This window comes from Loigolactobacillus rennini DSM 20253 (assembly GCF_001436505.1).
Classification (GTDB): domain Bacteria; phylum Bacillota; class Bacilli; order Lactobacillales; family Lactobacillaceae; genus Loigolactobacillus; species Loigolactobacillus rennini.
This window is the reverse complement of record NZ_AYYI01000087.1, coordinates 45,535-67,744: the sequence shown is the minus strand read 5'-3', so window position 1 is coordinate 67,744 and position 22,210 is coordinate 45,535. Positions and strand designations below refer to the sequence as shown.

Genomic DNA, 22,210 nt, shown 5'->3' with positions numbered 1-22,210 from the left:
TACTCCCTTCAAAAAAGACTGCACAGCAAGTGTTTAGCTAAATGGCTAAACATCAAAGCTGGTGCCGATTAAACGTCCAAGTTTTCAACGTAGTGCGCGTTGTCTTCGATAAATTGCCGCCGTGGGTTAACCTTATCCCCCATCAACATGGAAAAGACTTGGTCAGCCTCTTGCGCGTCGGTTAAATCAATCCGCAATAAGCGCCGGTGGTCTGGATCCATGGTGGTTTCCCAAAGCTGAGAAGCATCCATTTCCCCTAACCCTTTGTACCGCTGAATCACTGGTTTTGGACTAGGTTGCAAAGTGCCTAGCAATTGGTCCAACTCTTCATCGGAATCCAAATAGCGCTGCATTTTGCCTTGGCGAACCTGATACAACGGTGGCTGCGCGATGTAAACGTATCCGGCTTCCACAACTGGCCGCATGTACCGGTAAAACAGTGTCAGTAATAATGCCCGAATGTGAGCGCCATCCACATCGGCATCGGTCATGATAATCAATTTGTGGTAACGAGCTTTGGACAAATCAAATTCTTCGCCAAAACCTGTGCCCATGGCCGTAAATAGCGTCCGAATTTCATCATTAGCTAAAATACGGTCCAATGAGGCTTTTTCCACGTTTAAAATTTTACCGCGAATTGGCAAAATCGCTTGGGTGAGCCGAGAGCGTCCTTGCTTAGCGGAACCGCCGGCAGAATCCCCTTCGACGATGAACAATTCGGAAATTTCTGGGTCTTTGCTAGTGTTGTCGGCTAATTTACCTGGCAGGTTGCTAATTTCTAGACCTGATTTCTTCCGCGTGACTTCACGAGCCCGCTTAGCTGCCAACCGTGCTTTTGATGCCAGCATTCCTTTGTCCACCACTTGTTTAGCAATTTTAGGATTTTCCATCAAATACCGGGAGAATGTCCGGGCAAAGGTGTGGTCTGTCACCGTCCGCGCATCCGAGTTCCCTAATTTGGTCTTAGTCTGACCTTCAAACTGAGGATCCGGGTGTTTAATGCTGACTACAGCCGTCATGCCTTCCCGGACATCTTCACCGGAAAGGTTATCGTCATCATCTTTCATCAACCCGTTCTTATGCGCGTAGTCGTTAATCACCCGGGTTAAGGCCGTTTTAAACCCGGCTTCGTGAGTCCCACCTTCATAAGTGTGAATGTTGTTGGTAAAGGTCATCAAATTGGTGTGGTAGTCTTCAGTGTATTGCAACGCCACTTCCACTGTGATTCCCTTTTCGACCCCTTCAACGTAAATCGGTTCTGGGAAAAGGTCTTGCTTACCTTTATCCAAAAATTCCACATAATGCTTAATTCCGCCGGCATAGTGGAATTCTTCGTGAGTTGGTTCTTCTGGGCGCATGTCAGAAATGGTAATCCGCAACCCTTTATTCAAGAAAGCCAGCTCGCGAATCCGGGTGGTTAAAATCTTAATGTCGAATTCGGTGGATTCTTGGAAAATATCTGGATCCGGCCAAAATTGCACGATGGTGCCGTGTTTATGTGCCGGCGCCGTTCCGATTTGTTTCAATGGCGTCGCCACTTTGCCCCGCTTAAAGTCCATGTAAAACCGTTTGCCTTCTTTAATCACTTCAACGGTTAATTTAGACGATAGCGCGTTGACCACAGAAGCGCCCACACCGTGCAGACCACCGGAGACTTTATAACCGCCACCGCCGAATTTACCGCCGGCATGCAAAATGGTAAAAATGGTCTCCACTGCAGGCCGGCCCGTTTTCTTTTGGGTGCCCACTGGAATGCCCCGGCCGTTATCCGTCACTTTAACAGAATTATCTTTTTCCACCGTCACGTTAATTTCGTTGGCAAAACCTGCCAATGCTTCATCAATGCCGTTGTCGACAATTTCCCAGACTAAATGGTGCAAGCCTTGAGAAGTCGTGGTCCCGATGTACATCCCAGGCCGCTTCCGGACGGCTTCTAAACCTTCTAAAACTTGAATTTGACTGGCATCATAAGACTTAGCCAGTTTTTCTAAACGTGCTTCTTTCTTCTCTTCGTTCGTCAAGTTTTTTCCTCCTACATTGATTGCCTTTAACCGTTCACTTTTGTCCGCCGTTTTAGGTGACCTCCCTGAATTTGAAACACCCGCGGCGCTTCAATCATGGTTTTGGCCACCCCGCTTAAACTGGTAGTGGTCAAAAATGTTTGCACTTTATGCTGCAATGCCTTTAGCAAATGCGTTTGCCGCGCGTCATCTAATTCTGACAACACATCATCCAACAATAAAATCGGGTACTCGCCGGTTTGAGCTTTCATCAAATCAATTTCCGCCAATTTAACGGCCAGCGCGGTGGTCCGTTGCTGCCCTTGCGAGCCGAACGTCTGCACATTTTTACCGTTCACTAAAAAGCGCACATCATCCCGGTGGGGCCCCACTAAAGTGGTCCCCAGCTCGATTTCATGGGCCGTATCGACTTGTAAGGCTTGCTTTAACGTTGCTTGCCCTTTTAAATGCTGCACGTAATCAAAGGTTAGCTTTTCTTTGCCTTTACTGATGTCTTGGTGCAACGTTTGCGCCCAGCCTTCCAGCTTAGTTAAAAAATCCAGCCGCTGCGTAATAATCGCGCTACCATACTGGGCCAACTGATCGGACAGCACGCCTAAAAAGGTTTGGTCGTCGGCTTGCCGGTATTTAAGCTGCTTTAAATACTGGTTACGTTGGCGCAGCACCTGTTTATACTGACTAACGTTATATAAATACCGTGGGCTCATCTGCCCAAATTCCATGTCAATGAAACGTCGCCGCACTGCTGGCGCGCCTTTAACCAACGACAAATCTTCTGGGGCAAACAAAATCACATTCAACTGACCAACATACTGAGAGAGTTTTGCCTGTTCTAAATGGTTGATTTTAGCGCTTTTGCCTTTTTTACCAATTAACAATTCTAGCGGTACCCGTCCGCTACTTTTTTGGACCGTACCGCTGATTTTTGCAAACGTTGCTTGCCAATTGATAAAGTCTTTTTCATTGTGGGTGCGGTGGCTTTTGGTCAAGGCCAACACATAAATGGCTTCCAGCAGGTTCGTTTTGCCCTGCGCATTAGCCCCCAACAAAACGTTGACCCCTGGGGAGAAGTCAACGTCTAAATGCTGATAATTCCGGTAATTGGTGAGTTGCAATTGTTCCAAATACATTAGCCATCGGCCTTATGCTGGGACGCAGCCCGTAAAAAGAAACTGCCACTGTCAGGAATTTCAACTTGATCGCCAGCAGTCAATTTACGTCCCCGCCGGTTTTCCGGCATGCCATTGACAAAAACGGTACGCTCCCGCAAAAACCATTTGGCCTGACCACCGGATTCAATCAGTGCCTGCTCTTTCAAAAGCTGACCCAACGTGATGTCGGCAGTTTCTAAATAGACAGTTTGCTTCAACAACATCCCCACACTTTCCTCATCAATTCATCAGCTTAACGTTTACGCCGTACGCGTCATTTTTGTATTCTGATTACTATCTATTATACCGCTTTATGAGCGGAAGTACAATTTTATTAGCCGATTTAAGCCGCTTTCGGCGCTTTCATTTCAATTCGGCAAAAGACACTAAAAAAGCAAAACTAGCTGAAAATAAAAAATAACCCGGGTTAATTCAATCCGGGCATTTTTCAGTTGATGTTTTCACAGTCGTCAATTCAATTGTAAAAAAAGCGCCAAACCTAAAACTGGTCTGGTGCTTTTTAGTGCAGTGAAGTTCGGCGGGTAACTTAGTTAGTCGTCTTTTTGGCAGTTACTTCGCCATCGCCCGCTTAAACGTGATTTAAAAGGTAGCTTCTTGCGGTTAGTCACGCCTAGCAATCAATTTGCTTCACAAATTTTCTGCTAGTCTGCGCTAATCCGCAACAATTACCCGTCTGCTTGACAGTTTTCTACCATCGCCCATTTAAACGTGGTTGAGCAGACAACTATTTCCGTCTAGCTACAAAAAGCAGACAATCCGCTCCGCGAATCATCTGCTTTTTTAGGCTAGTACTCAATAGTTACCCGTCTGCTCAACCACTCTTTAAAATGTTCTCACTGGGGTGATTAGTTGGACGAAGTGGTCTTGGTCTTCTGTTGGCACTAGGGTGAATGGTCTTAGTGCTGAGGTGAAGGCCACTTGGATTTCGGTTTGGCCAAAAGAGCGCAGCGCGTCTTTCATATAATCTGGGTTAAAGGAAATCTCCAATTGTTCACCGTCTAAATTGCTGTGGGTCAAGGTTTCTTGCACATTCCCGACATCTGGTGAATTGCCATAGATGGTAACGTCATCTTTTGCAGGATCCAACGTTAATTTAATTACGTTGTTATGACTGGCGTGTGATAACAGTGACGCCCGTTCGATGGCTGCCAGCAATTGCGGCGCGTTAAATTCAACTTGCGTAGTGGAACTGCTAGGAATTAAGCGGGACGTTTCAGGATAATTGCCTTCTAACAATCGGGAATAAAAGGAAATGGTACCCGCAACAAATAAGACTTGGTTTTCTGCAATCCGCATCTCCACAGTTTCTACATCGTCGCTCAGCGTACGGGATAATTCCAGTAAACTTTTTCCTGGGATAATCACATCATAATGAATGTCTTTGTCGATATCCAAATGTAATTTGCGCTGACTCAGGCGGTGACTGTCCGTTGCCACTGCTAATAATTCTTGATTATCCAACACTAAATGAACCCCGGTTAAAATCGGCCGGCTTTCTTGAGTCGATACCGCGATAACCGTTTGGGCGATCAATTGCTTCAAAACATTAGCATCGATGACCACCTGTTTTTCAGTATCAATTGATGGTAGGTGCGGGTAATTATTAGCATCTAGCCCGTTAATGGTAAAAGATGCAGAACCGGAACGTAATTCTGTTTGAAAATTATCCTTTACTTCCAAAGTCATGGTGTCTTCTGGTAATTTTTTGACAATTTCACTGAAAAAACGTGCTGGTAAAACGATTGCCCCAGTTGAGCCGATTTCTAGTTCGTTTTTTTCATCCGTTGCCGAAATGAACGCCTCAATTGAAATGTCGGCGTCACTACCGGTTAACATTAGTCCAGCATCAGTTAATGCTAGTTTTATCCCGGTTAAAATCGGAATGGTGGTTTTAGAAGAAATAGCACGTTGAACGTCATTAAGTTTTTTTACGAATAACGTTCGTTTAATCGAAAATTGCATGGGGTTAAAGAACCTCCTTTTTATTTTGTGTTTTAACGCGAAGTGTAGTTACATTATATAAAAGATTAGGTAGTAATAGTAGTAGGTCCTGTGGAGTTTGTGGAAAAGTTAGCTATCATCAAGGGCCAGTAGTTATCCACTTGTGGATAAGTTGTGCGTAATTTTGTGGTTATCTGTTGATTTATCCACAGCCTACTTTGTACGTAGATTATTTTTTAGCTCCCGGACATCATTTTGCAACCGCTCATCGGTGTTCATTTCTTGGGCAATTTTTTCATGAGCGTGAATGACAGTGGTATGGTCCTTACCGCCAAAGGATTTCCCAATTTTAGGCAGCGAATTATCGGTCATTTCCCGGGCCAGATACATCGCAATTTGGCGCGGCATCACAATGGTTTTCACCCGTTTTTTCCCTTTTAAATCTGCAATGGAAACTTGGTAATATTTGGCCACTTCATTTTGAATGTCCGCAATGGCTAAGCCACTATTTTTACCCGCTAATTTCAAATTCTTCAGCGCATCTGCTGCCAAGCTGGTGGTAATCGGCCGGTGCTGCATGGTGGCATAAGCCTGAACCCGCACTAAGGCACCTTCTAACTCACGAATGTTAGAGTCGATTTGCCCAGCGATGTAGCTTAGCGTTTCGTCAGGGATTTGTAATTGCTCTGCGTCGGCCTTATTGCGTAAAATCGCAATTCGCGTTTCTAAATCTGGGGGCGTGATGTCCACCGATAAGCCCCATTTAAAACGAGAAACCAGCCGTTCCTGTAATTTAGGAATTTCGTTAGGCAGCCGGTCGGAAGTCAACACAATTTGTTTTTTATTTTCGTATAGGGTATTAAAGGTATGGAAAAATTCTTCCTGAGTCCCTTCTTTATCCGCAAAAAATTGAATATCATCCACTAACAACAGGTCAACCGTGCGGTATTCTTGGCGGAACCGCTCCTGTTGCCGAGTTTGGATCGAGTTGATGAAATCATTGGCAAAAGCCTCAGAAGTCACATATTTTACCTTGGCACTAGGGTGTAAGGCCAGTAATTGATGCCCGATAGCGTGCATTAAATGGGTTTTGCCTAGCCCGACACCACTATAGAAAAATAGTGGATTATACATGGTACCAGGTTCTTCAGACACTACTAAAGCCGCTGCATGTGCCATCTGATTACCCTTTCCCGTGACAAAAGTATCAAAGGTGTAGCGGTCATTTAAATGGGTCGGTCGCATAAAAGTTGGTGTGACCGTTGCCTGATTCCGTTCCCCCACGGATTCTTTCGGCGATGTGGTAGTGGCTGTCGGGGTTTCATCAGCGTCAGCTTGCGCGGTTCGAATCACCGGCGTAATTTCGGTTTCGGTGTGCTGATAAACGTATTCAACCACTTTTGTAGCCAAGTTACGCTCCCAATAATCCTTTTGCAAATTACTGGGAACTTCGATAATGAGCTGATGGTCCGCAAGTGCCACTGGCTTGGCCGTGGACACCCAAGTTTTATACCCTACAGGGGTAAGCGAATCCTTGAATTCACTGCGGATATAAGCCCATAGATCTTTTAATTCAGGCACAAAAACGCCTCCTTTTCTAAAAAAGCATAGTTCCATTTTAGCATTCTCAAAAAAAGTTTTCCACAACTTTTAGCAGATCGTGCATAAGATTAAAATCAGCTAACAACCTGTTTAGAAAGTTTTCCACAAGCAGTTATTTTATGTTGATAACTTCCGGTAAAAAAGTGAGCTCCACAAAGCTATGTGTAAAACAGATGCTGCAGCAACAAGTGTTTCACAACTTATCCACAAGTAGCAAAGCAAATGTGTCCAGCTTTATCCCGCCCTGTTGATCTGTGGATAACTTGTGGAGCACTTTGGGGAAACAATCGGTTAGCACTGGATTTAACTAACAAGCTATCCACAGGAAAATAAGAATTTAAGCTCGGACTGTGGATAACTTTTTATTGGGAAAAGTTTTCTTTGTTGCGAAAATATGCTATTATATTCTGGTAATTGCTATTGACGTCAGTTACTGGCTTTGGTTATACTAAGCAATAACTGATTGAAATAGACTTGCGAGTTTAAATTATCAAGTGCAAGGAGGTTTGGTCCAGATGGCAATGAAGCGCACATACCAACCAAAGAAACGTCATCGTCAACGTGTCCATGGTTTCATGAAACGGATGAACACTAAAAACGGTCGTAATGTGTTACAACGTAGACGTCGTAAAGGTAGAAAAGTATTGTCTGCATAGACCACTGACCTTCAGTGGTCTTTTTTATTGTAAGGCTGTCAATTGATGAAAGTGGCGCTATCAGCTGTCTGATGGCACACGTTTAGGACAACGGTTGTCACAGCTTGGTCAATTGATCGCTTAGCTGCGTCACCACCAGGGATTATCAGCCAAATTTAGTTATTACCACTAAATAGGGTAAACTTGGTGTGGCGCAGCGATTCATTCGGCGGGTTGCCTAGCTGGGAATCCGCGTTACATAAAACTTGGAGCATCAATGCTATGAGAAAATCTTATCGCGTCAAAACAGAAGCGGATTTCCAGAAAGTCTTTCAAACCGGAAATTCTAAGGCTAACCGCAATTATGTGGTCTATCAACTAGAAAAACCGGGGCAAAAGCATTTTCGTGTCGGCATTTCTGTCGGCAAACGCGTGGGTAACGCCGTCCACCGTAATCAGGTTAAACGTCGGATCCGCCAAGGCCTGCAAGACTTAAAGCCGCGGTTACGGCCTGACGTTGATTTTTTAGTGATCGCTCGGCCGCGTGCGGATCGGCTGACCCAAGATCAGGCCAAAGCCAACTTGATTCACGTTTTAACGTTGGCTGGTTTACTAACCGATGAAGTGAGGGAATGAGCGTGCAAAAGAAAAAACGAATGCTGGGTTTGCTGGGATTATTTACCTTATTGGTCGTTTTCCTGTCCGGCTGCAGTACCAAACCTGTGACTGCTAATAGTACTGGTTTTTGGGACCATTACATCGTCTGGAATTTCTCCCGGGCCATTGTTTGGCTTTCTGACCTGTTCAATGGCAGTTATGGGGTCGGGATCATTATCTTTACCATCATCATCCGGGTGATTATTTTACCGTTAATGCAATACCAGATGAATAGTTCTCGCAAAATGATGGATATTCAGCCGCAGATGAAAGCTTTGCAAACAAAGTATTCTTCCCGGGATATCGATACTCAGCAAAAACTACAAGCAGAAATGTCAAAACTTTATAAAGATGCCGGGGTGCACCCGTTTGCTAGCATGTTGCCACTATTAGTGCAGATGCCGGTTCTAATCGCGTTGTACCAAGCGATTCAGAGAACTTCTGTTTTGCGTTCTGGGACGTTTTTGTGGATGGAATTGGGTCATTCAGACCCTTACTTCATCTTGCCAATTTTGGCGGCGCTGTTCACTTTTGCCACTTCAAAACTGACCATGATGGGTCAAGTGCAGCAAAGCGGCTTTCAAAGCGCCTTGATGGTGTGGGGGATGCCGATCATGATTTTATTCATGGCCATCAGCCTACCATCTGCGTTAGCCGTTTACTGGGTGGTTACTAACGCCTTTTCCGTCGGGCAGACGTTATTGCTGATGAATCCGTTCAAATTACGGGCCGAACGGGAAGCTAAGGAACGCAAGAAACGTAAGTTACAGCGGCAATTGGCTAAAGCCCGCCGTGGTAAAAAACGCAAACGTAAATAAAGCCGATTAAAAGCGTCGAAACCCGGTTTACGCCTTGGTTTAGACGCTTTTTTCGTCTGTGGACTGGCATTCTGGCAGTCGCATGTGTAAACTAAATTTGAACGCTTTTTGGCAAAGCTGCAGGTGAATTTTTGCGTTTAAGAACTTGAGAAAAAGGAGCTTTTTTAATTATGCCGACATTTGAAGGAAGTACCATTCAAGCTGCGATTCAAAAAGGCTTAACCCATTTAGATCTACCACGGGATGCGGTGAACGTAGAAGTGGTCGCAGAAGGGCGGAAAGGCTTTTTTGGCATTGGTCGTAAACCAGCGATTGTCTCATTGACGGCACTAGCGCAGCAAACCACTTCTGTTGCAGCGCAATCAGCGGCGCCTGCAAGTGCGCCAGCGGCTTCAGCAGCTGCCAAACCTGCAAAGCCTGCGCAACCGGCGCACCAAACCATGACGCCAGAACATCGGCGCGCTGATGCAGTGGCGCTTAAAACCGTGCAACGTTATTTATTAGCCATGGCTGCTGGGGTGCAGGCACCAGCCACGTTAACCATGAAACGAGCGGCTAAAAATCATCTTACCGTGCAACTACAAACTGCAAAGCCTGGCTTGTTAATCGGTCACCACGGCAAAACTATCAATGCTATGCAATATTTAGGTCAAGTTTATTTAAACCACCATGCGCATTCAAAATTCAATTTGTTATTGAACGTAGGGGAGTACCGCCAGCGGCGCAGTGGCATTCTAGCGCGCTTGGCCGAGCGGACTGCGCGGGAAGCCATCGCCACTGGGCAGCCGGCCATGTTAGAGCCGATGCCAGCTTTTGAACGGAAACAAATCCACGCGCATTTGGCCAATAGTCGCCATGTGGTCACTTATTCAGAAGGTGATGAACCACGGCGCTATGTTGTTGTCGCCCCAAAACCCCGAATAAGCTAAGCGCGCTTAATGTTAGCCAAGCGCAAATTCAAGCGCGCTGAATGTGGTCACGTGGTAGTCAGAAAAGAATTTTCGGTCGTAGCCGTTGACAAATTGCGGCAGACCTTTTATAGTAAGTTTAAATTTAGAATCGATAAAGTAGTCAAAGTGCTTTGTCACGCTGTGAATGTTGCGGCGTGGTGTAGGCACTTTTTTTGTTGTCAAATCAAGAAAGGAAGGGTCAATATGGCAAATACCACATCAGAATTTGACACGATTGCGGCAATTTCCACGCCGCCTGGTGAAGGGGCGATCGCCATTGTTCGTTTGTCTGGCGAGGACGCGCTACCGGTGGCTAACCGAATTTTTAAAGGCCGCGATTTACAAAAAGTGGCCTCCCACACCATCAATTACGGCCACATCGTGGATCCAGATAATGGTGAAGTGGTGGACGAAGTGATGGCGTCGGTAATGCGCGCGCCGAAGACTTACACCCGCGAAGACATTGTGGAAATTAACACCCATGGTGGCATCGTCGCCACTAACCATGTGCTGCAGTTATTGCTCAGTCATGGTGCCCGGTTAGCTGAACCCGGTGAATACACCAAGCGCGCCTTTTTAAACGGCCGGATTGATTTAACCCAAGCGGAATCTGTGATGGACCTCATTCGGGCCAAAACGGATCGGGCGATGCAAGTGGCGGTTAACCAGCTGGATGGTAATTTGTCCCATTTGATTAAAAATATCCGCCAAGAAATTTTAGATGCACTGGCGCAGGTTGAAGTGAACATCGACTACCCAGAATACGACGATGTGGAAACCATGACCAGTAAAATGCTGCGGGAAAAAGCGCTGGCCGTTAAAAATCGGATTGAGCAGTTGCTGGCCACGGCTAATCAAGGCAAAATCTTACGGGAAGGGTTGGCGACAGCGATTGTGGGCCGGCCTAACGTAGGTAAATCCAGCTTGTTGAATTATTTATTGCACGAAGATAAAGCGATCGTCACCGATGTGGCTGGGACTACGCGGGATGTGATTGAAGAATACGTCAATGTCCGCGACGTGCCGCTGAAGTTAATCGATACTGCCGGTATTCGGGAAACCCAAGATAAGGTGGAAAAAATTGGGGTAGAACGGTCCCGCAAAGCCATTCAACAGGCCGATTTGGTATTGTTGTTGCTCAACAATAGTGAACCGTTAACCCAAGAAGATCAGGCGCTGTTAGACGCTACTAAAGGGAAAAAGCGGTTGTTGATTTTAAATAAAACTGATTTGCCCGTGAAATTGGATTTAAGTCAAGTTAAAAAGACAGTGCCCCAGCAAGACATTGTGCCAATTTCGGCATTGACTGCTACCGGGGTGGATCAATTAGAGCAGCGGATCGCTGATTTATTTGCCGGCGGCATCGATAATAGTCAAAGCACCACTTTGGTCAGCAATGCCCGCCAAATTGGCCTGTTAAAGCAAGCTGACCAGGCATTGACAGACGTTTTGAACGGGTTGCAGGCAGACATGCCAGTGGATTTAGTTCAAATCGACATGACCCACTGCTGGGATTTGTTAGGTGAAATCACTGGCGAAGCTTACCAAGATGAGCTGTTAGACCAGTTGTTCAGCCAATTTTGTTTAGGTAAATAAGTTTAAGTCGCAACGTAACGCAATTTAATTTTAGCCGTGGCTTAGGTGACGGTAAATGGAGGCAATGGAATTTTGGAAGTACATGAATATGAAGCGCAAAGCTACGACGTGATCGTGGTGGGCGCGGGCCATGCCGGCTCCGAAGCAGCGTTGGCAGCCGCGCGGATGGGTAACCGCACCTTGTTGTTGACCATTAATTTAGAAATGGTAGCATTTATGCCTTGCAACCCGTCTTTAGGCGGTCCGGCAAAAGGCACTGTCGTGCGGGAAATCGATGCCTTAGGCGGTGAAATGGGCCACAATATTGATAAAACTTACATTCAAATGCGGATGCTCAATACTGGTAAAGGGCCAGCTGTTCGGGCGTTACGGGCACAAGCCGACAAGCATGCGTACCATCAAGCTATGAAAGACACCATGGAGCAACAGCCGAATTTAACCTTGCGCCAAGGAACCGCTGACCGCTTAATCGTGGAAAACGGCGCTTGTGTGGGGATTGTCACGGATACAGGTGCTCGCTACCGCGCTAAAAGTGTGGTCTTAGCAGCAGGGACTGCTTCACGCGGGCAAATTATCATCGGTGAACTTAAATATTCTTCTGGCCCGAATAATTCCAAGCCAGCAACCAAGCTATCTTTGGATTTACTGGCACATGGTTTTAAACTGGCGCGTTTTAAAACAGGGACTTCTCCACGAATCGATGGCACCACCATTGATTACAGTAAAACCCAGGAACAACCCGGCGATAAAGCCGTCCACCATTTTAGTTTTGACACACCTGATTCTCATTACTTAAAGGATCAGATTTCTTGCTGGTTGACTTACACTAATCCGACAACCCATCAGATTATCCGGGATAATTTGGACCGGGCGCCGATGTTTTCCGGTGAAATCAAAGGTGTCGGCCCCCGTTATTGCCCGTCAATTGAAGATAAAATTGTCCGGTTTTCAGATAAAGATCACCACCAACTATTTTTGGAACCTGAAGGCCGGCGTACAGAAGAATGGTACATTTCTGGCCTGTCTACCTCAATGCCAGAAGAAATTCAGCACAAAATGCTGCATTCCGTAGCTGGTTTAGAACACGCCCAGTTAATGCGGCCAGGCTATGCCATTGAATATGATGTGGTGGAGCCTTACCAATTGCGGCCAACGCTAGAAACTAAGCGAATTCGCAACTTGTTTACCGCTGGCCAGATGAACGGTACTTCTGGTTATGAAGAAGCCGCCGGCCAAGGCTTAGTTGCCGGTATTAACGCCAGTTTACGGGCTAAAGGCGACGACACGCCATTTGTTTTGAAGCGTAGCGATGCTTACATCGGCGTGCTAATCGATGATTTGGTCACCAAAGGTACCAATGAACCTTACCGCTTGCTGACTAGCCGTGCGGAATACCGGTTGTTATTGCGCCACGATAACGCCGATTTGCGCTTAACGGAAAAAGGCCACCAGTTAGGCTTGATTTCCGATGAACGCTATGCCCGCTTTTTAGCCAAGAAAGCGGCGCTGAATAAAGAATTAGCGCGCTTGAACAGTGTGCGGGTTAAGCCAAATGCTGAAGTGAATGCCTTTTTAGCTAAAAAGGGTGGTGCACCACTGAAAGACGGCATTTTAGCCAGCGAATTTCTCCGCCGGCCAGAAGTTAGTTACCAAGAATTATTACAATTCATCCCGGTACCGACAGAAAATTTGGACCACAACGTGGTGGAACAAGTAGAAATTCAAGTGAAGTACGCCGGTTACATTAAAAAAGAAGAGAAAAAAGTAGCGCGCTTGAAGCGGATGGAAGCTAAGCACATCCCCGACCGCATCGACTACGATGCCATCGATGGTTTAGCCACTGAAGCGCACCAAAAATTGAAGAAAATTCAGCCAGAAACTTTAGCGCAGGCCACCCGGATCAGCGGGGTCAACCCAGCTGACATCGCCATTTTAAGTGTCTATATCCAACAAGGCAAAATTGCTAAGGTGGATGATTAAGCGCGCTTGAAGCGGCGAATGCTAGGCAATAAACGTGTTTGTGATAAAAGCGGCAGCGACAAAATGATCATTTTTGTCACTGCCGTTTTTTTTAACGTAAGTAAAGTGAGTTTAGAAGTTGTAAAGCGATGATTGCTAGTAATGAGTTTAATTTTACTTTATGATTGACGTAGCAAAACAATTTAGAAAGTAGGGAGTAACTTAGATGAGTATGGGCAGTATTTTAAAAAGCCACCGGCGGCGTCATGGCATTTCCCAGCTACAATTGGCAGATAAGCTTCATATCAGTCGCCAATCGATATCAAGCTGGGAAAATGATCGTGCTTATCCCTCTTTAGATAATTTAATCGCATTATCAGAACTCTATCGGATCTCAATTGATGATTTATTAAAAGATAATGAAGCATTACGCGATAAAATTTTCCGTAACCAAAATCGGATCAAGCAATACCAAAAACAACTAAAGCATTTGGATCACGAATTAGAAAATAAAAAAGAAAAGCATGATGATTTTAATTTCAGCAAAAAAGATGAGTTTTTATTTACCATCACCTTAATTTTTATTGGCATTTTATTATTACCATTGGGGCCGATAATTCCCATCGGTTACTTTATTGTTAAAAAGAAGGACAAAACAAAGCATGCACCATAAAATTAACAGCAATTATATTTATTTAATAATATGTGCCAACATCCTGCTTTTTTACTTTTTATTTGCTAAAACACAGAAGAATATCTTCTTAATTCTTTTTTTAGTTGAATGGATTGGTTTTACGATCTACGGCTATGTTTTAATTCTTTATTATCTGATAAAAAAATAAGGTTATTAAAAAATTATCGCTTTACATAATTGAAGTGTCTGTGATACTTTGTAAAATAGTTACATATCAATCGGAGGGCCGCTAAAACGGTCATGTTTATTTTCTTTTAAATTGGGGGAAGTTTATGATGTTGAAATGGATTAAACAACATAGAGCAAACATCTTTTATGTCTATGCTTGTGTGCAGGCCATTCTCTACATCCTTTTTTGCACTGACCTCATTGGTTGTAACATTCAGTTATATGTATATGCCCATTGGCCACTTTGGACAGTTTTTTTATTGTTGGCCATTGATTTTGTCATTACCGTTTATCTCTGGCCTTCGTGGCCGCGCAAGAAGACCAAAACTAAAAGTTAAGCGCGCTTGAAGCGGTACGATAATCGAAATGAGCGGGTGTCAGCAGGTGGACAGTCATTTTAACCTAAACTTCACCATTAAAAAAAAGCTATGACAAAAGTAATCCTTTTATCACAGCTTCTTTTTGTTGTTAAAGCCACTTGATTGTGTTTTGCTGGCAATGGCAGATTTGACGTACCATTAGTTGTGACGGGCCAAGTCGTAGTTTAGGCAAATGTTTGGCGCTTAAATGCTGTAAGTGGTAGGGTGAACGTAACTTGATGGGAGGTTTTATCATGACAGCAACAATTAAAATCGGTCAATCAGACGTTCAGGCGACCCCGCTAGGCTTAGGTACCAATGCGGTGGGCGGTACGAATTTATTTCCAAATTTAAATGATGACACGGGTAAAGCTGTGGTTCAGGCAGGTTTAGATCATGGGATTAACTTACTGGACACTGCCTTTGCTTATGGGTTAGGCCATTCTGAGGAATTGATCGGCCAGGCAATTAAAGGCTACAACCGGCACAACATTGTGATTGCGTCAAAAGGTGCCCAGGATTTGAGCAGTGGCGAAGAAAAAATCAACAATGCACCACAATTTTTACGCCAAGCGGTGGATGATAGTTTACGGCGTCTGCAAACTGATTATTTGGACATTTTTTACATTCATTTTCCGGATGACAAAACGCCTAAAGACGAAGCGGTCTCGGCGCTGACTGATTTGAAAAAAGCCGGTAAAATCCGGGCGGTAGGCATTTCCAACTTTAGTTTAGCGCAAATCAAAGAGGCTAACCGGGACGGTGGCGTTGACGTGGTGGAAAACCAGTACAACCTTTTGCACCGGGAACCGGAAAAAGATTTATTACCTGCGTTGCAACAAGCACACATCAGTTTTGTGCCGTATTTTCCACTAGCTTCTGGGCTGCTAACTGGGAAATACGATCAGCAAGTGACTTTCCCAGCTGATGATATTCGCCACAGCGACCCGAATTTCCAAGGTGCACGTTTCGCCAGTATTTTGCAAAAAGTCGCGCAAATCCGAAAAATTGCTGCCGCACATCACGTTACTGTGGCGCAAGTGGTTTTGGCGTGGTACATTCAAAATCCGTTGGTCAGCGTGGTAATTCCAGGAGCAAAGCGGCCTGAACAAGTGGCTGCTAACGCGAAGGCGCTGGAATTACCGTTAAGTGCTGCGGAATACCAGCAAATCGATGGGTTGTTTAAGTAAAATTCACTGGCTGTGAGCTTATAGAAAAAGGTGTCGTCATTTAGACGGCACCTTTTTTAAGCGCTGGTTTAGTTTTCATTGCGCCAAAGGCTAATAAAAAACCACCCTGAATCATTTTCAGAGTGGTTTTGAGTTACCCAGCTTTACGGCTGATTTTGCCGTCCATTAGCTGGTAAACGCGGTCAGCGTACTGCCGCAGCCGTAAATCGTGGGTCACCACGATGATGGCTTTGTGTTGCGTTTTGGCTAAGTCAGCGAACAGGCGGCCGATTTCTTTCACCCGGTCACTGTCCAGTGCGGCGGTGGGTTCATCGGCTAAGACGATTTTGGGATCCGTATAAAGTGCCCGGGCGATGGCCACCCGCTGCTTTTGCCCACCGGAAAGTTGGTCGGGGTACTTTTGTTGCAGTTCACGGATACCTAAGCGCTGCAATAAATTTTGCAGCGCATCTGCAGAGAGATTGCCTTGCTTTTTCACCCGATCGGCTAGTTTAAACTGTTCGCGAACGGTCAGGTAAGGCACTAAATTATAAGCTTGTAAAATGAAGCCGATCTGGTTTAACCGCAATGCGTCCCGTTGTTTGGCGGTAAGTGCGGGAAGTGATTTTTGGTTGAGCAGCACCTGACCGCTATTTGGCGTCTGCAAACCGCCGGCAATGGTAAGAAAGGTACTTTTGCCTGAACCAGAAGGACCGATGACCAAACTGAGCTGGCCTGCCTGCGCCGTAAAATTAATGTCGCTGAGCACTTGTACCCGGCTGGTTTGCTGGCCAAAAGATTTATTGATGTGAGAAAGTTGTATTGTTGTCATAATTAACCTCCAATGACGCTGACAGGGTCAACGTGTAAAATCATGCGTGTCGGAATCAAAGCACCTAAAATACCAGTGGCGACTAAGCCTAAGGCAACAGCGCCTAAAATCGGTAGATCAAAACTCATCGGCACGCTGGTTGGAATTAATAAAGCAGTAGCAGCAGTCAACAGCGTACCAATGGCTAAACCACCGACCACTAAAATAATGGCTTGGGAAATTGTCGCGCTGACTAAGGTTTTGGCAGGGATGCCTTGAGCCCGCAAAACGGCGTAATTTTGTAACTTCTGCACGGTTAAAATGTACAAGAACACTGCGATAACAATTAAGGAAATCACCATTAAAAAGCCAATCATAAAAGTAAAGGTGGAATTTTGTGCTGAATAGCCCGGTAATTTATCGATAAATTGTTGGGTGGTGTAGGTTTGCAACTGACTGCCACGACCTTTAAAGTTTGCCCGTTGGGAAACTAGCGCGCTGGCAGCGAACTGCGGACCAACATTTTTAAGCGCGCGCCAAGCGGGTAATGTTCCGTAAAGCACCGGTGCCACGTTTAATTTAGCGTTTTTGGTGAAGCCGACAATTTTGTAGGGCGTTTTGCCGGAATTTAGCGTCACTTTATCGCCTAAATGGTAACCGGCATCCTGGAAAGCGGTGTCTGCGACGACTTCATGTTTGGCGTTTGCTTGCCGACCAGCGCTTAGTTTTAAATTTTGGGCGATGAATTGGTCAGCAGCCAAGCCTAAAAATTGGGCGGATGTTTTTTCTTGTCCTTTGGCTGTAGCAACCACTGGCGCTTGCCCTAAGTAGGCATCTTTAGCGCCTAAATCGGTCTTTTTCACTTGGTCTTTGGTAAGCAGTGATTGCGTTAAATTGGTGTTGGCGTCTTTGTTCAGCACCACTTGTTGCGTGTCCCAAGAGTCGATTGCTGCTGTGTTTTGTTGCGCTAACCCTAGTGCTAAACTAGTTAAGACAAAAATTAAATAACTGATTAAAACAATCATGGCAATGATTAAAGTGTAGCGTAGTTTTTCGCGCTTAATTTCTTTTAAAGCTAAAAACATCTAATCCCTCGTTTCTTTCAAGGCGTCAAGCGCGCTAGCTAGCCGCTTAAGCGCTGCTTTTTCAGTGTGTGGTGCGCAAAGTATTTGCTTGATCGTTTCGTGACTTAAAAGCGCCGCTGCCCAAATATTACTGGGTAATTTGTCATTTAACGTGGTTGCCGGTGGTGTCAGCAGCGCTTCGTTTTGCGTTAAATGATACTTAATAAGCTGATAATACGGACCATTGTTGGCTTGGTCAACAAATAAGCGTACTTCCTTTAAATAAATGTCCGGCGTGAATTCAGTAGTAGCAGTTTTTGCAAAATCCGCGTGGACTGCCGCCATCGCCTGGCGGTAAAGGTAGCGGTAAGCATCGGTTAAATCCGTGAAATATTTATAAAAGGCGCCCCGGGCAATTTGCGCCTGGGCTACAATCCGGGAAACTTGCGCTTCCGCCAAAGGATGGTGGGAAAATTCATGCAGTAAAGCCGCTTGAATTCGCGCTTGCTTAGCCGGGGTTAAATTCAAAAATGTTTTAGAAACCATAAGAACCTCCTTCAAAAGTGACATCGTGTCAACAAAAAAGAGTCTACCAGAAAAGTGACACAGTGTCAACAAAAAAAGAGTGCAACAGAAGCCGGTTAACTGTTGAGCATTAGTCTAGCCTAGTTGGTGATTCGCGCAGCGGATTGCCAACTAGGCGTAACTAAGCGGAAACAGTTGGCTTCTGTTGCACGTTTAAAAGGGCGATGGTAGTTGATTATAGAAAAGCCGGGAGCTTCTGAGTACTAGCCTAAGCAGGCAAGTTATTTGCGTAGCAAATGTTTTGACTGCTGTAGCTAGACGGAAGAAGCTGTTTTTTGTTGCACGTTTACTGCAGTGATGATGGACAAAAAATTGATGAGCCGGTTAACTGTTGCACGTTTAAAAGGGCGATGGTAGCTGATTACAGAAGAGCCGGGACTAGCCTAAGCAGGCAAGTTATTTGCGCAGCAAATGTTTTGACTGCTGTAGCTACTATTCCACAATTAAGGAAGATTTTCGTACCGAAAATCTCTGATGTTCCAGGCGTTGGCCATTCAACTACGGCGCAAACCGCCGAGTTGAAACATGGCAAGCGGAAACAGTTGGCTTCTGTTGCACGTTTACCGTGGCGATGGTAGTTGATTATAGAAGAGCCGGGAGCTTCTGAGTACTAGCCTAAGCAGGCAAGTTATTTGCGCAGCAAATGTTTTGACTGCTGTAGCTACTATTCCACAATCAAGGAAGATTTTCGTACCGAAAATCTCTGATGTTACAGGCGTTGGCCATTCAACTACGGCGCAAACCGCCGAGTTGAAACATGGCAGCCGGAAGAAGCTGTTTTCTGTTGCACGTTTAATTCAAGAGTGAGCCGGCAAACGGGTAGTTTTTGAGCATTAGCTCAGCTTAGCAGAAAATTTGCAAAGTAAATTGACAGCTAAGCGTGGCTACTATTCCACAATCAAGGAAGATTTTCGTACCGAAAATCTCTGATGTTCCAGGCGTTGACCATTCAACTATGGCAAAAACCGCCGAGTTGAAACATGGCAAGCGGAAACAACTGTTTGCTGGCTCGCGTTTACCGCAGTGATGGTGTAACGAGGACAAAAGGGCAGTTGCCTAAAAATAAAAAAACAGCGCACCGAAGCAAATTCGGTGCGCTACTTTAAAACTAAAACGTCTATTATTTCAATGATGCTTGTTGCAATTTTTGCAGTAACTGTTGTTGTGCTTGTGCTTTAGCGGCTGCGGTGAATTGTTTTTGCAGTGCTTGTTGTTGCGCGGCAGTTAACTGCGGATTCTGTTTTAATGCGGCTTGCATTTTGGCTTTAACCGCACTAGCTAATTGCTGTTTTAGCTGTGCTTGGCTGGCTTTTGCCGCCTTTTGCATTTTCTTAGCTTGCTTAGTGCTTAGCACAATCCAGTTTTGGCCGACTTTAAAATTGTGCTGCCGGGATTTAAAGGCGTTGTTATTGCCTAAACCGGCGTACAAAAAGCGGTAAAAGCCGTTGCGATAAACGTAACGCTGGGTTTTGGTCACTAACTGTGCTTGTTTTTCCTTGGTGCGGGTGACGTTGCTAGTGGTCCGCACATCCGCGCTAGTGGTTAACGATTTCTTTTGTTGCGTGCTAGTTTTGTAGATGAAAATCTTTTCGTGACCGTTGCCTAAAGGTTGGTACAACAACAAATTTGCACCAGGCAGGTCAGCGGTTGTGGTCAACGTTTGATGAGTTGTTGTGGTGCGAGTGGCCATGCCCCAATGGCCTTTGTCGTTACCGATTAGCAGGCCCACAGAACCGATCAAAAGCACTAGAAAAAGCAGATCTAACCAAGGCCGCAACCGGGCTTTGTGAAATTCGATGTTGACGATGGCAAACCCAAGCGCGCTTAAAATGATAAGTGTCAGTAACATTATTTGGCACCTCCTGTCATTTTAGCGCCAGCCGCATTTTTATCCTTTAATAGGAAGGTAATGGCTAAACCGACGACACAAAAGCCTGCAGCGACGATGAAAGCGGCGTGGTAGCCGGACACAACGGCGTCCATGGCTTGTGATTTGTACTGTAATGGTGAGTGGTGCAGCAAACTTTTAGCTGGCATGGTGTTGTTGGTGACATTGGTTAAAATACTGATTAAAATCGCCGTGCCGACGGAGCTGGCAACCTGACGCAATGTGTTGTTAACGGCAGTACCATGGCTGATTAAGTGCAGCGGCAACGCGTTCATGCCGGCAGTGGTGACCGGCATCATCACCATGGCAATCCCAAACATTCGAATCGCGTACAAAATTACCACGTTAATCATCGGCGTCGTTTTGGTCAAAAACGCAAATGGAATGGTGCCTAGCGTTAACAAAGTCATACCCGTAATCGCCAAGTGTTTAGCGCCTAAGCGGTCAAAAATCCGGCCTGTGATCGGACTCATAATCCCCATCATCACCGCGCCACCTAATAAGGTGAGCCCGGAATGAAAGGCAGATTCGCCGCGGACCGTTTGAATGTACAGCGGCAAAACCATTTCTGCGCCCACCATGGCCATGTTGACCACGGCACTTAAAATTGACGAAATGGTAAACGCTGGCGTTTGGAAAACGTGCAGTTCCAAAAATGGTTTTTCCAATTTTAATTGGCGCCAAGTGAACAGTGTGATAAAAATAACGCCGACGACGATGCCGACAATGACTGTCCGGTTGCTCCAGCCTTCACTGCCGACTTCGGAAAAGCCGTACAGCAAGCTGCCAAAACCGATGGTGGATAAAATCGCAGATAGCACATCTAAAGTGGGTTTAGACGTTTTCAACACTTTCCGCATGGTGAAAAAGGAAGCCAGGATGACTAACCCCGCAATGGGTAAAATCATACTGAACAACACCCGCCAAGAGTAGTTATCAATGACCCAGCCGGATAGTGTTGGGCCAATTGCAGGGGCTAAACCGATGGCTAACCCGGCAGCGCCCATGGCAGTGCCCCGCCGCTCCGGTGGAAAAATCGATAGAGTAATGGTCTGCATTAATGGCATGGACAAGCCAACACCGACGGCCTCTACTAACCGTCCTACCAGTAACATGGTAAAACTGGATGCTTGCCAACAGATCCAAGTTCCAATGAAAAAAGTGGTCATGGCTGTGATGTATAAGTACTTTGAATTATAGCGGTTGATCAGCCAAGCACTAATTGGGATCATAATCCCGTTAACCAGCAAAAAGCCGGTTGTCAGCCACTGAACGGTGGCAGTGGAGATATTAAACGTGTCCATCAAGGTCGGGTAAGCCGTAGCTAACAAAGTCTGTGTCAGCACAGTGGCGAACGTCCCAATGATGACCGTTGCTAACAGTAAACCACGATTATACGGTTTGCCGTAAGCATCTAAAGATTGCGTTTCAGCCATATAGTTGTCCTTCTTTCATGAAAATACTGTTGAAGACTATAGACCTGATCAGTATCATTGTCAAGCTATTTGACAACATTGGTCGTTAAGTTGACAATAAGGCGAATTGTGTAATAATAACGGGTAGTTAAACTGACACCAACAGGGGAGCTGCAGGGATTTATGCCTAGTAAGGGGTTGCGTTTAGTGAAACGACGTCACTTTTTACTGAAAGCAGCGTTGGTTTCAGTTGCTAGATGGAGGGGTTCGTCATGAGTTTTAAAGAACAATCAGGAATCGATATTGATCAATTAATTTTTGGTATTAGCCAAATTAGTCAGATGCTAAATGTGTCTCCGCGCCAGTTGCGGTATTGGGAAAAACGTGGCTATATCCGTTCGTTAGCGCAAAAAGATGGCCAAACGCGGCAGTATAATGCTAAAGCAGTTGTCCGGATTGTGGGGATCAAGCACTTCTTAGACGAAGGCTATACTTTGGCAGCAGCTGCGGATAAAGTCACAAAATTTGCCCAGCAACAAAAAATGCTGCACGATTTTGTCGGGCAACGTTTTCAAGGTGTGACTGAAATTGCTGGGCAGCCAGCGTTGGATTTTGGTCATTTGGCTGATCAGCACCTTTATGGCGTGATGCAACAGGGTCGCGCAGAATTTAAGTTGCGTCAAGACTAACTGGCGCCTGTTTCCCC

At 45.5% G+C, this 22,210-nt stretch carries 19 protein-coding genes; 9 read left to right on the top strand and 10 right to left on the bottom strand.

Features of this window, described 5'->3' with window-relative positions; all coding sequences use genetic code 11:
* Positions 1-68 precede the first annotated feature (68 nt).
* The 5 genes from gyrB to dnaA all read right to left on the bottom strand — a co-directional run bounded on the left by gyrB (position 69) and on the right by dnaA (position 6,715).
* Positions 69-2,021 (bottom strand): DNA topoisomerase (ATP-hydrolyzing) subunit B, encoded by a 1,953-nt coding sequence (gyrB, locus tag FC24_RS09735; protein WP_057874680.1) that lies wholly within the window; start codon positions 2,019-2,021, stop codon positions 69-71.
* Between the two features lie 26 nt (positions 2,022-2,047).
* A complete protein-coding gene (gene recF / locus FC24_RS09730) occupies positions 2,048-3,151 on the bottom strand; it encodes a DNA replication/repair protein RecF (RefSeq protein WP_057874679.1) in 1,104 nt (367 codons plus the stop codon).
* Positions 3,151-3,390, bottom strand: coding sequence for a S4 domain-containing protein YaaA (gene yaaA / locus FC24_RS09725; protein ID WP_057874726.1), 240 nt, complete (start codon positions 3,388-3,390; stop codon positions 3,151-3,153). Before yaaA ends, recF begins: the two co-directional genes overlap by 1 nt.
* 625 nt (positions 3,391-4,015) lie before the next feature.
* Entirely contained in the window at positions 4,016-5,155 is a 1,140-nt protein-coding gene (dnaN, locus tag FC24_RS09720; RefSeq protein WP_057874678.1) for a DNA polymerase III subunit beta, read from the bottom strand.
* 192 nt (positions 5,156-5,347) lie between these two features.
* Positions 5,348-6,715, bottom strand: a complete 1,368-nt coding sequence (gene dnaA / locus FC24_RS09715) for a chromosomal replication initiator protein DnaA (RefSeq protein WP_057874677.1) — start codon at positions 6,713-6,715, stop codon at positions 5,348-5,350.
* Between the two features lie 536 nt (positions 6,716-7,251).
* Between dnaA and rpmH the strand changes: the two genes are divergently transcribed.
* From rpmH to FC24_RS09665, 8 genes are all read left to right on the top strand, one after another.
* Positions 7,252-7,392 carry a 50S ribosomal protein L34 gene (rpmH, locus tag FC24_RS09710; RefSeq protein ID WP_057874676.1) on the top strand — a complete coding sequence of 47 codons (141 nt, stop codon included), beginning with the start codon at positions 7,252-7,254 and terminating at the stop codon, positions 7,390-7,392.
* Between the two features lie 261 nt (positions 7,393-7,653).
* Positions 7,654-8,007: a ribonuclease P protein component gene (gene rnpA / locus FC24_RS09705; protein ID WP_057874675.1), complete on the top strand. Its 354-nt coding sequence runs from the start codon at positions 7,654-7,656 to the stop codon at positions 8,005-8,007.
* A gap of 2 nt (positions 8,008-8,009) precedes the next feature.
* Positions 8,010-8,846: a membrane protein insertase YidC gene (gene yidC / locus FC24_RS09700; protein ID WP_057874725.1), complete on the top strand. Its 837-nt coding sequence runs from the start codon at positions 8,010-8,012 to the stop codon at positions 8,844-8,846.
* 170 nt (positions 8,847-9,016) lie between these two features.
* Complete coding sequence (jag, locus tag FC24_RS09695; RefSeq protein ID WP_057874674.1) at positions 9,017-9,775, top strand: RNA-binding cell elongation regulator Jag/EloR; 759 nt, start codon at positions 9,017-9,019, stop codon at positions 9,773-9,775.
* A 225-nt stretch (positions 9,776-10,000) separates the two neighbouring features.
* Positions 10,001-11,392: a tRNA uridine-5-carboxymethylaminomethyl(34) synthesis GTPase MnmE gene (mnmE, locus tag FC24_RS09690; RefSeq protein WP_057874673.1), complete on the top strand. Its 1,392-nt coding sequence runs from the start codon at positions 10,001-10,003 to the stop codon at positions 11,390-11,392.
* Positions 11,393-11,461: 69 nt separating this feature from the next.
* The gene (mnmG, locus tag FC24_RS09685) at positions 11,462-13,372 is read left to right on the top strand and encodes a tRNA uridine-5-carboxymethylaminomethyl(34) synthesis enzyme MnmG (protein ID WP_157059123.1); all 1,911 of its coding nucleotides are present in this window, start codon (positions 11,462-11,464) and stop codon (positions 13,370-13,372) included.
* A 205-nt stretch (positions 13,373-13,577) separates the two neighbouring features.
* Entirely contained in the window at positions 13,578-14,024 is a 447-nt protein-coding gene (locus FC24_RS09680; RefSeq protein ID WP_057874671.1) for a helix-turn-helix domain-containing protein, read from the top strand.
* A gap of 802 nt (positions 14,025-14,826) precedes the next feature.
* A complete protein-coding gene (locus FC24_RS09665; RefSeq protein WP_057874668.1) occupies positions 14,827-15,762 on the top strand; it encodes an aldo/keto reductase in 936 nt (311 codons plus the stop codon).
* A 133-nt stretch (positions 15,763-15,895) separates the two neighbouring features.
* Here the strand turns inward: FC24_RS09665 and FC24_RS09660 are convergent, their stop codons facing one another.
* The 5 genes from FC24_RS09660 to FC24_RS09635 all read right to left on the bottom strand — a co-directional run bounded on the left by FC24_RS09660 (position 15,896) and on the right by FC24_RS09635 (position 21,525).
* On the bottom strand, positions 15,896-16,573 hold the full coding sequence (locus FC24_RS09660; RefSeq protein WP_057874667.1) for an ABC transporter ATP-binding protein: 678 nt from the start codon (positions 16,571-16,573) through the stop codon (positions 15,896-15,898).
* 2 nt (positions 16,574-16,575) lie between these two features.
* Positions 16,576-17,637, bottom strand: a complete 1,062-nt coding sequence (locus tag FC24_RS09655; protein ID WP_057874666.1) for an ABC transporter permease — start codon at positions 17,635-17,637, stop codon at positions 16,576-16,578.
* Entirely contained in the window at positions 17,638-18,162 is a 525-nt protein-coding gene (locus FC24_RS09650) for a TetR/AcrR family transcriptional regulator (protein ID WP_057874665.1), read from the bottom strand.
* A gap of 1,159 nt (positions 18,163-19,321) precedes the next feature.
* The gene (locus FC24_RS09640; protein WP_057874663.1) at positions 19,322-20,050 is read right to left on the bottom strand and encodes a DUF4811 domain-containing protein; all 729 of its coding nucleotides are present in this window, start codon (positions 20,048-20,050) and stop codon (positions 19,322-19,324) included.
* Positions 20,050-21,525, bottom strand: a complete 1,476-nt coding sequence (locus tag FC24_RS09635) for an MDR family MFS transporter (RefSeq protein ID WP_057874662.1) — start codon at positions 21,523-21,525, stop codon at positions 20,050-20,052. Before FC24_RS09635 ends, FC24_RS09640 begins: the two co-directional genes overlap by 1 nt.
* Positions 21,526-21,776: 251 nt before the next feature.
* On the opposite strand from FC24_RS09635, the gene FC24_RS09630 reads away from it, so the two are divergent.
* Entirely contained in the window at positions 21,777-22,193 is a 417-nt protein-coding gene (locus FC24_RS09630; RefSeq protein WP_057874661.1) for a MerR family transcriptional regulator, read from the top strand.
* Positions 22,194-22,210: the final 17 nt, after the last annotated feature.